At 63.2% G+C, this 11,692-nt stretch carries 14 protein-coding genes and 2 pseudogenes; 12 read left to right on the top strand and 4 right to left on the bottom strand.

Features of this window, described 5'->3' with window-relative positions:
* Nucleotides 1-258: 258 nt before the first annotated feature.
* Both WDA27_14160 and WDA27_14155 read left to right on the top strand, forming a co-directional pair.
* Entirely contained in the window at nt 259-507 is a 249-nt protein-coding gene (locus WDA27_14160; protein MFA5892072.1) for a DUF1778 domain-containing protein, read from the top strand.
* A gap of 131 nt (nt 508-638) precedes the next feature.
* Nucleotides 639-1,022 carry an N-acetyltransferase gene (locus WDA27_14155; protein ID MFA5892071.1) on the top strand — a complete coding sequence of 128 codons (384 nt, stop codon included), beginning with the start codon at nt 639-641 and terminating at the stop codon, nt 1,020-1,022.
* An 11-nt stretch (nt 1,023-1,033) separates the two neighbouring features.
* Here WDA27_14155 and WDA27_14150 read toward each other — a convergent pair whose 3' ends face one another.
* Nucleotides 1,034-1,330 (bottom strand): hypothetical protein, encoded by a 297-nt coding sequence (locus tag WDA27_14150; GenBank protein MFA5892070.1) that lies wholly within the window; start codon nt 1,328-1,330, stop codon nt 1,034-1,036.
* Here WDA27_14150 and WDA27_14145 point away from each other — a divergent pair.
* The 6 genes and pseudogenes from WDA27_14145 (at nt 1,317) to WDA27_14120 (ending at nt 5,223) form a co-directional block, all read left to right on the top strand.
* Nucleotides 1,317-1,492: pseudogene (locus tag WDA27_14145) on the top strand (IS1595 family transposase). The gene WDA27_14150 and the pseudogene WDA27_14145 overlap by 14 nt on opposite strands.
* 234 nt (nt 1,493-1,726) lie before the next feature.
* Nucleotides 1,727-2,392, top strand: a pseudogene (locus WDA27_14140) (ice-binding family protein).
* A 68-nt stretch (nt 2,393-2,460) separates the two neighbouring features.
* Nucleotides 2,461-2,856, top strand: a complete 396-nt coding sequence (locus WDA27_14135; protein ID MFA5892069.1) for a hypothetical protein — start codon at nt 2,461-2,463, stop codon at nt 2,854-2,856.
* Nucleotides 2,837-3,619, top strand: coding sequence for a class F sortase (locus tag WDA27_14130; protein ID MFA5892068.1), 783 nt, complete (start codon nt 2,837-2,839; stop codon nt 3,617-3,619). The genes WDA27_14135 and WDA27_14130 overlap by 20 nt, the downstream gene beginning before the upstream one ends.
* A 123-nt stretch (nt 3,620-3,742) precedes the next feature.
* Nucleotides 3,743-3,970 carry a hypothetical protein gene (locus tag WDA27_14125; GenBank protein ID MFA5892067.1) on the top strand — a complete coding sequence of 76 codons (228 nt, stop codon included), beginning with the start codon at nt 3,743-3,745 and terminating at the stop codon, nt 3,968-3,970.
* A 971-nt stretch (nt 3,971-4,941) separates the two neighbouring features.
* The gene (locus WDA27_14120; GenBank protein ID MFA5892066.1) at nt 4,942-5,223 is read left to right on the top strand and encodes a hypothetical protein; all 282 of its coding nucleotides are present in this window, start codon (nt 4,942-4,944) and stop codon (nt 5,221-5,223) included.
* A 918-nt stretch (nt 5,224-6,141) separates the two neighbouring features.
* Here the strand turns inward: WDA27_14120 and WDA27_14115 are convergent.
* Both WDA27_14115 and WDA27_14110 read right to left on the bottom strand, forming a co-directional pair.
* A complete protein-coding gene (locus WDA27_14115) occupies nt 6,142-6,414 on the bottom strand; it encodes a hypothetical protein (protein MFA5892065.1) in 273 nt (90 codons plus the stop codon).
* Between the two features lie 4 nt (nt 6,415-6,418).
* Nucleotides 6,419-6,622 (bottom strand): CsbD family protein, encoded by a 204-nt coding sequence (locus WDA27_14110; protein ID MFA5892064.1) that lies wholly within the window; start codon nt 6,620-6,622, stop codon nt 6,419-6,421.
* Between the two features lie 280 nt (nt 6,623-6,902).
* Here WDA27_14110 and WDA27_14105 point away from each other — a divergent pair, with 280 nt between their 5' ends.
* The 4 genes from WDA27_14105 to WDA27_14090 all read left to right on the top strand — a co-directional run bounded on the left by WDA27_14105 (nt 6,903) and on the right by WDA27_14090 (nt 10,931).
* Nucleotides 6,903-7,070 (top strand): DUF3309 family protein, encoded by a 168-nt coding sequence (locus tag WDA27_14105; GenBank protein ID MFA5892063.1) that lies wholly within the window; start codon nt 6,903-6,905, stop codon nt 7,068-7,070.
* Between the two features lie 720 nt (nt 7,071-7,790).
* A complete protein-coding gene (locus WDA27_14100; protein MFA5892062.1) occupies nt 7,791-8,606 on the top strand; it encodes a DUF1206 domain-containing protein in 816 nt (271 codons plus the stop codon).
* Between the two features lie 139 nt (nt 8,607-8,745).
* Nucleotides 8,746-10,176, top strand: coding sequence for a phosphatase PAP2 family protein (locus WDA27_14095; GenBank protein ID MFA5892061.1), 1,431 nt, complete (start codon nt 8,746-8,748; stop codon nt 10,174-10,176).
* Nucleotides 10,173-10,931, top strand: coding sequence for a phosphatase PAP2 family protein (locus WDA27_14090; protein MFA5892060.1), 759 nt, complete (start codon nt 10,173-10,175; stop codon nt 10,929-10,931). The genes WDA27_14095 and WDA27_14090 overlap by 4 nt, the downstream gene beginning before the upstream one ends.
* A 434-nt stretch (nt 10,932-11,365) precedes the next feature.
* Here WDA27_14090 and WDA27_14085 read toward each other — a convergent pair.
* On the bottom strand, nt 11,366-11,692 hold a 327-nt coding region (locus tag WDA27_14085), incomplete at its 5' end, for an integrase core domain-containing protein (protein MFA5892059.1).

The raw sequence follows: 11,692 nt of genomic DNA, 5'->3' as shown, positions 1-11,692 counted from the left end.
TTGCGCTCGTGCGCGCCGGTGCGAAGTTCGTGAATGGAAAACTGATCGAACGCAACACGGGGAAGGACGCCGCGTGATTCACGCCACGCGTTCCACAACATTTGACGATATCTCATTACACCGATGTTGCGTGTCCAATTTGTCCGTGAATGTGTTCCCGGCTCTTGTATGAGCCTGGTGATGGACGTACACTGGCCGTACATTCCACGAACAGGAGGGACCGTGAGCGGGACCACGACAAGGCGCCGGAGCAGGCGAATGGATCTGCGCACCACTCCTGAGGAGCGCGATCTGATCGACCGGGCCGTGGACGCCACCGGTGGCGACCTCACCGATTTCGTTGTGTCTCATACCGTTATTGCCGCCCAAAGGGTCCTCGCCGACAGGGACCGGTTCGAGCTAGACGCCGATTCTCTCGCGAACTGGGCGGCGATCAATGCGCGTCCCGCCAGAGACCTACCTGGTCTGCGCCGGCTCATGCGGCGCCCTTCGCCCTTCGGCGAGTGAAGGGAGCGTATCGACCACCGGAGCCGCTCACCGCGGACCACGATCTGTCCGGCTTCGAATGCCGATCGGCAGAGCAAACCGATTGGCTGTGTCGCCACGCTCGTCAATCGACAAGCACCGGAACGACCCGCGTGTTCGTCGTGACGGAAGTTGCTTCGCATGTGGTCGTTGCCTACTACGCCTGGTGTATGGCACAAGTCGGTATCGGGGCCGCACCCAAACGACTCCAGAAGGGGGCGGGGCGCTACCCTCAGCCGGTCGCGCTGCTCGCTCGGCTGGGTGTAGATATCCACCACGAGCGAAGAGGACTTGGTGCAGCGCTCTTGCAAGACGTGTTCGCGCGCGTCGCCGAGTTGTCGATGAGGATCGACTGCCGAGGACTTCTTGTCCACGCCGAATCGATCGAGGCCCGGGAGCTCTACCTACACCTCATCCCCGAGTTTGAATCCAGCCCCACTGATGACCTGCACCTCGTGCTGCTCATGAAGGATATCCGGCGAACCTTGCAAGGCTGAGTTCCGTCGCGCTACTGCAAGCCCTCGGAACGCAAGGCCCGGAAGCCTGAATCATCGCCCAGATGGAAGTAGATGTGGCCGCGCAGGGAGCCATCCTCCTCCAACGCCGCCCAGCCACGCCCAGAGGCGTGATCGCCTTCGTCGTTGCCGTCCCAGGTGAACTCCAGACTGGAGCGCTCATCGCGATGTCCTTCCCGCCAATCCATCCAGCCCTCGACGGCGATGAAACGCAAGCTGCCGGTCCGATTCTTACCGAACTGAATGAAAGCAGGCCCGAGGAGGTCGACGGCCTCACGGTTGATCGGCACTCACCAGGGCTCGGTCGAGGCCGACCATCTGCAGGCCTACCTCGACGAGTTCAGTTCACGTTCCGGTTTAACCACCGCGGTTCGCGCCACCACGGGCTGCTGTTCCGCCGCCTCATCGAACAGGCCGTCGATGCTGGACCGGTCACCTACCGCTCGCTCGTCGTGAACCCCACGCCCAAGAACACCCGTCCATCACCACCACCCGCCCGCCGGGTCGCCCCGCCGACCCTGGACATCGCCGTCCCAGCCCAGCCCTGGCGACACCATCGCAACCTGTGGCGGGTACCGCACTCAGATGGATACCTCACTTATTTGGATCTGCTTGGTGGTGACGGGTCGGTGACGCCGCAGCACCGAGACTACTCAAGGAGATGAGCAGCTAGACTACTCAAGGAGATGAACAGTCACTCGAGGAACGATGCACCGGCTCGCCGTGGCCGAGCCGCCGCCATCATCACGGCCTTCACGCTGATCGTTCTATCGCTCCTATTGATGACGGTTTCGCTGGCGCGCGCAGCTCAAGCGCCCGTCGACCTCGGAACGGCCGGCGATTTCGCCGTTCTAGGCGGCTCCACGATCACCAACACCGGGCCCACGACGATCACGGGAGACGTTGGCCTGCACCCAGGTAGTTCGGTAACTGGTTTTAACACCGTAACATTGAACGGAAGCCTCCATGTCGCCGACGCCGTCGCCCAACAGGCGAAGAGCGACTTGGTGATCGCCTATGACAACGCCGCCGGACGCGGACCGCCCACCTCCGTAGCCACGGAGTTGGGCGGTCAAACTCTGATGGCCGGCGTCTACGACTCAGCCTCGGGCACGTTTGGGATGACGGGCACGCTCACGCTCGATGCCGCAGGCGACCCCAGTGCCGTCTTCATCTTCCAGATGTCGAGCACAATCGTCACAGCCACCGCGAGCCGCGTGAACCTCATCAACGGCGCGAATGCCTGCAACGTCTTCTGGCGAGTCGGTAGTTCAGCGACTCTCGGAACGGGCACTTCCTTCAAGGGAAACATCCTTGCCTTGACGTCCATCACGCTTGATACCGGCGCAACGGTGGACGGCCGAACGTTGGCACGGAACGGCGCGGTCACGTTGGACACCAATACCATCACTCGAAGCACATGCTCAGCTCCTCCGACTCCGACTCCGACTCCGACTCCGACTCCGACTCCGACGCCGACTCCGACTCCAACGCCGACTCCGACGCCGACTCCAACGCCGACTCCGACGCCGACTCCAACGCCGAGCGCAACGCCGAGCGCAACTTCTACCTCGACTCCGGTAGCGAGCGCGACGCCGTCTGTTACGCCGACCGCAACGACCTCGGGCGGGACTTCAGGGGGTGGGACTACGTCCGGTTCCGACGGATCGACCGCGGTGGAGGGCGCTGCATTCGCGCGAGTCGTGGGCGCGCCGCAAACCGGCGGCGCTCCAAGACGGGAAGGCTTCCCGTGGTTACTGGTGTTGGTCGCCTCGCTGGTTGGAAGCTTCGCTTCGGTGGCCGCGCGCCTGGGTGATCGAGCGTTGCGTCGGCGCTGGAGGACGGGGGCTCTTGCCGGCGTTCGCTCCTTGAGCCTCCTCGCCACCATCCTGATACTGGCCATGAATCCCGCATACACACACACCTCGACCGTCCCAGACATCGCAGTCGCTCGCCTGTCTCGTTCGACAGAGATGGCAGTGACCCGCGGCGCGCACTTCGGAGTCGCCTTCAGTTCCCCAGACACATTCGGACCGCTTTTCCGTCCGGGCCTCGATCTGCGCGCACCGCCCGTGAACCTGCCGATCGATCTCCGCATCCCGTCGCTGAAGGTCGACGCCCAGATGCTGGGAGTCGGGATCACGCGGAGCGCCGTGATGGACGCACCGATGGGTTCGATCGATGATCCCGTTTGGCAAGAAGCGTTCTGGTATCGAGGCAGCGGGATCCCCGGAGATGTGGGCACTGCGACGATCGCAGGGCACGTCAGCGGTGGGCGCGGACCTTCGCTGTTTGCCCACCTACACGATCTCCGGCGAGGCGACGTGATCGTTATCCATGACACGCGGAACGGCCTCGACGTTCGCTTCACGGTCGCCGCGACAAAGACCTACCCCCTCGAGCAGCTCGCCGAAACCTCGGTCCTCGCGCGCATCTACGGTGCCGGCCCCGTTGCCGGTCGAGGACCGCAGGCGGCGCCCGACGGCGTTTCCCACTTGACACTCATCACTTGTGCCGGGCGGTACGACGGGTCCTCGTACGACCACCGCTTGGTGGTCTACGCCGAACGAACGAACTGACCGTGGCGCGCGCGTGACGCTGACAGCGGGGCCATGCTGTGAAGAACATCCTGCTCCTCTTCCTGCGGGCGCGCCTCGATCGAACGCGTGGAAGGTCGCTACCCGAACCTTCGGCTCATCCACTTGCCAATCCATGCATCGTGGCTGAACCAGATCGAGATCTACTTCTCGATCGTGCAGCGCAGGGCGCTCACACCGTGCGACTTCCCCGGCGGTTTGCCCGAAGTCGCTCAGCGGCTCATCTCGTTTCAGAAAACCTACGAGAAGATCGCTGAGCCCTTCGAGTGGAAGTTCACACGACGCGACCTCGCGCGACTCATGCGCAAACTTGAACTGCAGGCCGCCGCATGACCTCCGGAAAATACGTCACCGAACTTATGATCCAGAGCCCTTAGTGGACGACTCTCGAACCATGATCCGGACTTGGTCCAGCGAGGCTACATACGGGCGCTTCAACTGCAGGGAAGTCTCTCCTCGCCAACGTTCGGCTCGAGCCACTCCATGATTGGACGATCACTGCTCTTGGAAGAGTGTCGCCTGCGCGTTGTCTGCCTCCCGCCGATCTTGCCTCTGGTTCTCCAGGCGCGGTGGATCCTCTTCTGGAACGGACACGGAAGTTCTGCTTGGGAGGCGACAGATCCAGCGGCGAACTTTCTGGTCGGGATCGGTTGCAGCGTGGTTCCTGGCGGCTTCGGGATCCCTTACGGCGAGGAGATCCAGGGCGAGAATCCTTACCGAACCGCGTGGCCAGCCAAGCCCGAGATTGACGGCTTGCCGGACAACGTCCTCATCGAGTGCATGGATCGCATCAAGCATTCCGGCCACAACTGCGCTTCCGCCCTCCGCCCCCAGCTCGCTGGCGCGGGCCCGCATCGCATCGAATACATCCGGCTCAACGCACAGCAGATGGGCGGCGAATCCAGGGTTACGGCCCCGACAGTAGCGAAATGCCCGCGGCGCGCGCTCCGAGACGCGCCTGCGACCCCTGAGATAGGGCTGTGTCAGCCGGTCGGCGAAGGAACGGAGAACGTCCCTTCGCCAAATCCCTGCGGAACTCGAGGGGTTCGTGAAAGTTTCCCGGGGAAGCGCGTCGATGCAGGTCGCGCGGCTACACAGCGCGCCGATCAAGCGCCGCGTCCGAGAAACGTCCTAGAAACGTCCGAGAAACGTCAGGTCCCTCCGGCACCATCAACCCCCTGATGGCGCGCGGAAAGGGAACTTGTAGGCGTCCGGAAAGGTTCCGGAAAGCCAACCTCGGTTCGCCGGGGTGTAGTTCTGTCCCCAGATGGGGACGCGCACGCGCCCCCGGGGGACCGTATGAGATGGATCTTCGCCGGATCGAGTCGATCGGAGTGGGACGGCTCCGGAAGGAATTCCACGAGCTGCTCCCCCACGTCGAGGCGGGAGTCCACTACCTCTTGCTTCGCTTCGACAAGCCGGTCGCGGCACTCATCTCCCACTCCGACTACTTGCACTTCTCGGAGCTGGCGCGCCAGGACGCCTTGGCGAAAGCCCTCCTGCAAGGCAAGGGATACGACCCCACGACGCTCTCGGTCCAGGACTACCTGGACCTGCTCGCTCGACACGTGAAGGAAGTCGGCTGAGCCGAAGTCAACAGGGTGGAGGCAGTGGGACACAGGTACCGGAGCTAGTGTCGCCAAGGAGCCGAAGCCGGGTCGCAGAATGAGACACAGGTACCGAAGCCAAAGTGAGACACAGGTACCGGACTTTCACACCGAAGTACGACACCCTCAAGTGGTCCTTAGTGGACGACTCTCGAACCAGGACTTTCGAGAGGGCATCCATGCGGTTTGCCAGGGAAAACAGGGTCGATGAGACATCCGCTCGCTCGCACAAATGTGCAGGGATCAGCCGTCCCGAAGGAGAGTGGACAAGCTCGAACCACCTGCACTACCGCAGCCCCTTGAGCGAGAATGGAGACAGGGCGCAATCACGAGGTCATCGCCGAGGGTTGGTGCTGCGCTTCTCAACAGAGTCGATGATTGCACGCTCATTCTCCTGGTGAGGCTCGCCCAGATCTGATGCGAACTAGGGATTGTGGATGGGCATGCATCACTGCAGCGTAACCGCGGCGGCATCAAGGGACGGCGCTGGAGGCACGATTGTCTCGGACCAAAGGGGAAGGACAGGCAGTAGCTCTGGGAGAGGAGTCGTGTTTCTCACGCGCCTGGCGCGTGAGTCGATCCGCGCCTCGGCCCAGGTGCTGAAGCCCAAGACAGCCCGCAATCGTCACGAAGAAACCGATCGCTTCGAGTCCGGGAAACATTTCGCTCCTTCCCCTGTCAAAGGCCGGACTCGCCGCCGAGTTCCAGCTCGCACTGCGTGCAACCGCGGAGCCACTCGGTCGCACCCGGCCCCGCGCTCGGCGCATGTCCGCGCCGGATCGAGCAGGCCGGCGAAGCCGTCGCGCACGCCGGTCGGCAGGGCGCGAAGCGGGGGCGCCGAGCCCGAAGAGAGTCGGGCTCGGCGGATCGCTCGCGGAGGTGCGTCGTGCATGAGGGTCAACCGGCCATGCGGTCCCGGGTCTGGCGGACGACGCGGCCTTGTTCGACGCCGTCCTTGGTGATCAATTCCTCGCTGCTGCTGGTCGACTGACGACCGAACGGCGCGAAGCTGCTCCAGAACAACGCGGAGACAACCAGTCCGATGAGTCCGGCGATCATCAGGATGACCCCGCCGGTGTGGATGTTGAATCCGTTCTTGTGCGTGACCGTGACCGCGTAGCGCAGGATCGCGCCGACGGCTCCGATGAAGATGCTGATCCCGATGCCCATGGGTTCACTTCTCTTTCTTGCTCGGCGAGGGCGACTTCGTGACGTTTTCGAGCTTGTCGCGAACGAGATCGATCGCGTTGTCTACCTTCTGTTTGGTACGCCCGACGCGCTCGTCGCTTCTTCCGTCCCTTTGTAGCTGCTTGCTGCCGGTGAGTGCGCCGACCGTCTCTTTAACGCGGCCTTTCACCTTGTCCGTGTTACCACCCATCCAGAACTCCTTCCCTCGGAGGTGTTATCTGCGCCCAACAACGGGCTCATGAGACCCTCCGGTTGCTGGTATGGCTGCGCGGTGCGCGTTACCGCGGCGTCACCGCGTGGCTCCGCTGGGTAACACGAAGCGACCATGACTTCGTCGTGGCGAAGAGCCATCGCACGGATGCCCGTCCAAGTGGTGGGAGCAACGATGAGTTTGGATCCCGGGAGCACCCTTGCAAGTCCGTCCAACTGCGCAGAAGATGAGTGAACTCACCCGACCAGAAGGGAGGCCAATGCTCCTACTCATCTTGTTGATTGTGCTGATCGTTCTCGCGTTCGGCGGCGGACACACCTACAGCAGCGGAAACTATCGCCGTCACGGATTCGGGATCGGTGGCGTGTTGTTGATCATCCTGATCGTCCTACTGCTTGCAGGCCGCATCCATATCGGGGGCCGCTAGAGAAGACTACGGGAGCAGGGCTTGAGGGCGGACAACCTTCGAGTTAGCTGACCGAATGAGGGAGAGGCAGGTTGAAATGCCGGATACGGAGTTGAACCAAGAGCAGTATGTCTCTGTGATCCCCCTTCCGTTCTGCTGTTGGCCGATCGACGTTAGGGGCCTGTGATGTCCGACGAAGAAGCAAGGGAACAGGCAGCAGCGCCGCCGGAGGCGCTTGGATCTGAATCACCGCCCGAAGACGGTGAGGCCGCGGAGCAAATGTGCTGCGACGGAGAGCGCACGGCAGCAGAGCACCGCAAGGAGTCGCCAGACGGGAAATGCTGCAGCGACTCGTAATCCGGTGAAAAGTCTCGCTCGGCATCCTCGGTCCGCCCCACTGAGCTCCCATGGCCGCGAACCTCGCAGTGGCGGCATTCGACAAGAGTCTGGGCTGAAGTCGACGCTGGATCGCGCGGTTACGGCAGATCCAACTCGACGAAGTTACGGAGCCGAGTTCGTCATCGCATCGCATCTCTGATCGAGTCGCTGCCGGGTAACCGTGACAGCCCCGTAACGCGCGGCGGCAACACTGTCTCAGAATGGAGGTGCAATTATGCGCACAGTATTGGTGATCGTATTGCTCGTACTGCTTGTGTCCGGTGGCGGATGGGGTTACAGGCGCTCGCGGCGTTAACGATCCGCTGTACCAGGGTAAGGAAATCCCGAGCGCGAAGGAGATCGATGGGTGTCGCATCCGTTCTGCCTCGGAGTCGGGATCGCCGCCAGGGCGTGGAACTCCTTGCGCGCTTGGGGCTCGCTTCGGTGGGAGTCTCGTTCGCGCTCGTGGGTTTCCTCGCCCTGATGGCGGCATTCCATCAGGGCGGCGCGAAGACGGACCGGCAAGGGGCGCTAGCGCGCGTGGCACACACGGGTTGGGGCGCGCCAGTTCTCCTCGTCGTCGCTGTCGGCTTCGCCGGATACGCGATCTGGCGCTTCGTCCTCGCCATCACTGGGAGAGAAGTCGAAAGCGGCGAGAAGAAACACGTCCTCAACCGAGTTGGGTACGCAGCGCGCGGTGTCTTCTACACGTCGCTCGCGATCGCGACCGTCCGTTCGCTCTTCAGCGGCGGCGCGAGCGGTGCCAACGCGTCACAGAAGCACGCGGCAACCGTACTGAGATGGCCGGGTGGCGCGTGGTTGGTCGGCGCGATCGGAGTTGCCTTCATCGCCGCGGGGCTGTTCAACGGTTACCGAGGGATCACGAAGAAGTATCAAGAGAAACTCAAGATGTGGGAGGTCCCGAAGGCGCGTGAGCGGATCGTGACGGTAGTCGCCGCGTTCGGTTTGCTCACGCGGATGGTGCTCTTCGCGATCATCGGATGGTTCCTCCTCACTACCGCGATTGGCAACGATGCGAACAAAACCATCGGACTGGACGGCGCGTTGCAGAAACTCGCGAGCCAGCCCTACGGGCGCGTCCTGCTCGGGATCGTGGGCATCGGATTGCTGGCGTATGCCGCATTCCGTGGCGTCGAAGCCCGCTATCGCACGGTCTAACGCCATGCCGCGCCGGCAGAAGACGATCGAGAGGTGGGTTGAGCCTGGGCCGCGCGGGGCGCGGTTCGAGAAGCGCATGTGGAGACTGCCGGACCGCATCAGACTCGCAGGTGGATTCGATTCAGCGAGACGCAGGCACATGCCGCCCGTTATCCAGCGCGCAGACGAACGCGCGTTCACATGGCTCGCCGCGAAAGACATCCCCGCGTTGGACGCGACACTTCCTCGGCTCTCGAAGGCGGCGAACCACTCGCTGTTGTGGATCGCGATCGCGGCCGTGTTCGCGAGCTTCGGTGGACGCAAGGGGCGTACCGCCGCCGCGCGCGGGCTTGCAGCGATCGCGCTCAGCTCGATCGTCGTCAACGGTCCTGTGAAGATCTTCGCGAACCGTCACCGGCCAAAGTTCGACGCGATCCCTCTTTCACGCCGTCTTGCGCGCGTCCCGGTCAGTTCGTCGTTCCCGTCCGGACACACTGCGTCGGCGGTCGCATTCGCGACCGCGGTTGGGATGGAGTTCCCTCGAACGGCGGCGCCGCTTGGGATCCTCGCGGCGGGTGTCGGAGTTTCGCGCGCGTACACCGGCGTTCACTACCCAAGCGACGTTGCGGTCGGCGCCGCGATCGGAGCCGGCGCCGCGGTCTTGACCCGGCGTTTCGTGGTATCGCGTGGTGCTCATGCCCCTGCCGCGGCTTCGTTGCCTGCACGCCGCACGATCGATGTCGGACGAGGCAGCGGCCTCGTCGTCATGGTGAATCCTTCGGCCGGACCGCATCTCGCGCGCGACCCCGCCGAAGCGATACGCGAGGCGTTCCCCGACGCGTGCATCGTGGAGACCGACGAAGATCCCGCTGGAGCGGTTCGCTCGAAGTGCGACCGACACCTGGTAGCGATCGTTGCAGCTGGGGGCGACGGCTCGATCAATGCCGCCGCCGCCGTCGCGCAAGAGCTCGGTGTTCCACTCGGTGTCATCCCGGCCGGAACGTTGAATCACCTCGCGCGCGACCTCGGGATCGAAGACATCGGATCCGGCATCGAGACGATCCGCGGCGGTCGCTTGGTGCAGATCGACATCGGCTCGATCGCCGACAGCGTGTTCCTGAACACGGCGAGCTTCGGTGCTTACGCCGAACTCGTCGACGAGCGTGAATCTCTGGAGTCGAAGATCGGCAAGTGGCCCGCGGCGTTCGTCGCGCTTTGGCGCACCATGGGGAACGATCCGATCCGCGTTGAGATCGATGGGCGCGCGATGCGCATCTGGGGGATCTTCATCGGCAACGGATGTTACACGCGCGGCTTCGTACCGATGCGGCGTCTGTCGCTCGATGACGGACGACTCGACGTGCGGATCCTCCGCGCGGATCGACGTTACCCGCGGTTGCGCGCGCTCATCCTCGCCGGACCTCATCGCCTCGCGCGGCTTTCCGCCTTCGAGTCGAGGACTGCCGCGCGCATCGAAGTTCGTTCGCTCGACGGACCCTTGCGCCTTGCGCGCGATGGGGAGACGTTCGACGGCCCCGCGCGATTCACCGTCGAGAAGTTCGCGAAGCCGCTCGAGGTTTTCGTTCCGTGAAGAACGCGCTGCCGGACTTCGTTCGCCGACGGCTCGATCCCGCGCAACGCTACGGACTTCGTGTGACTCTCTTCGGTATCGCGATCGCGCTGGTCGGGATCCCGTTCGGATGGCTCGTCGACCAAGTGATCCGCAGGGGCGGCTTCGTCCGGGTCGACACGTCGGCTGCGATTGCGCTGCACGACGCGGTGCGTGGACATACCGCGTTGATCGGCGCGCTCAAGTGGTTGACGTTCGTTGGCGGACCGATCTTCCTCACAGCCATCGTCGTGCTCTGCAGCGCCTTCCTCGTATGGCGACGCCGTTATCGGTTGCTATCTTTCCTCATCGTGACGTCGATCGGTGGCAGCCTCATCGATTCGAGCGTCAAGATCCTCGTGGATCGCAGCCGGCCGAACCTCGCCAACCCGATCGTCCCGCTGCATGGGAAGAGTTTCCCCTCGGGGCACACGATGTCGTCGACGATCGTGTATGGCGCGCTGTTGCTGATCTTCTTTCCTGTGATCCCGAGACGCCGACGCCTGATCTGTGTTCTTGGCGTGCTGGTGCTCGTATCTGCCATCGGCCTGTCGCGTCTAGCGCTCGGCGTGCACTACATAAGCGACGTCGTCGGAGGGTTCGTGTTAGGACTTGCGTGGCTCGTTGCATCGACGGCCGCGTTCAGCATCTGGCGCGAGGAGCGCGGTCGGAGACCGGTCGCACCGATGCGCGGACTCGAACCCGAGGCGCGTCACGACATCTCTCACACTGCATAGCGGGTTCGGCGCCATTTCAGAGCCGGGGATCGACCGGCTCACTCTCCATAGCGAAGATGCAGGACTCAGCAGATGATGAGCCATGAAAGCGAGGCCAGCTCGTTGAACGAGTCAGCCCGACGTCGATGTGCGGTGCCTGTCAGCGATAGGCTGCGCGCCGTCAAAGGTTCGAGTCTCATCAGGGTTCGCGATTCACGACGTGCATCGAACCTGGTCAGCAAACCGCTAATGCTCAAAATCGTCAGTGGTCCTGAGTGGACGACTCTCGAACCATGACTTTCGGAAGGGGTTGCAGGACTTCCACCAGGGGAAACTGGCCGATTGAAGCGTTCCGATCGCTCCCCCCTTGTCAACGCCGGTCGAAAACTATCCAGTAAACGCCGGGCGAATTCGGGACTGCCCCCGATCTGGTTGACTCGTAGCTTGTGAGCCTTTCACGCTGCAAAGGCTCCTTCGTACACGGCCTCAAACTCTACGGGAGTTAGCCGCCCGAGGCCGCGTTGGCGGCGGCGGCGATGGTAGGTACGTTCGATCCAGATGACGATCGCGAGTCGCAGCTCCTCTCTGGTCTTCCATTGCCGGCGGTTGAGAACGTTCTTCTGCAGCAGCGCGAAGAACGATTCCATCGCGGCGTTGTCGGCGCACGCACCGACGCGACCCATCGAGCCGGCGAGGCCGTTGTTGCGGAGGATGCGCACGAATTTCTTCGATCGAAACTGGCTGCCGCGGTCGCTGTGAACGATCGTGCCCTCGGGGTTGCG

This window comes from Actinomycetota bacterium (assembly GCA_041658565.1).
Lineage (GTDB): Bacteria > Actinomycetota > AC-67 > AC-67 > AC-67 > JBAZZY01.
The sequence above is the reverse complement of the archived record's forward strand: the minus strand, read 5'-3'. Positions and strand labels throughout refer to the sequence as shown.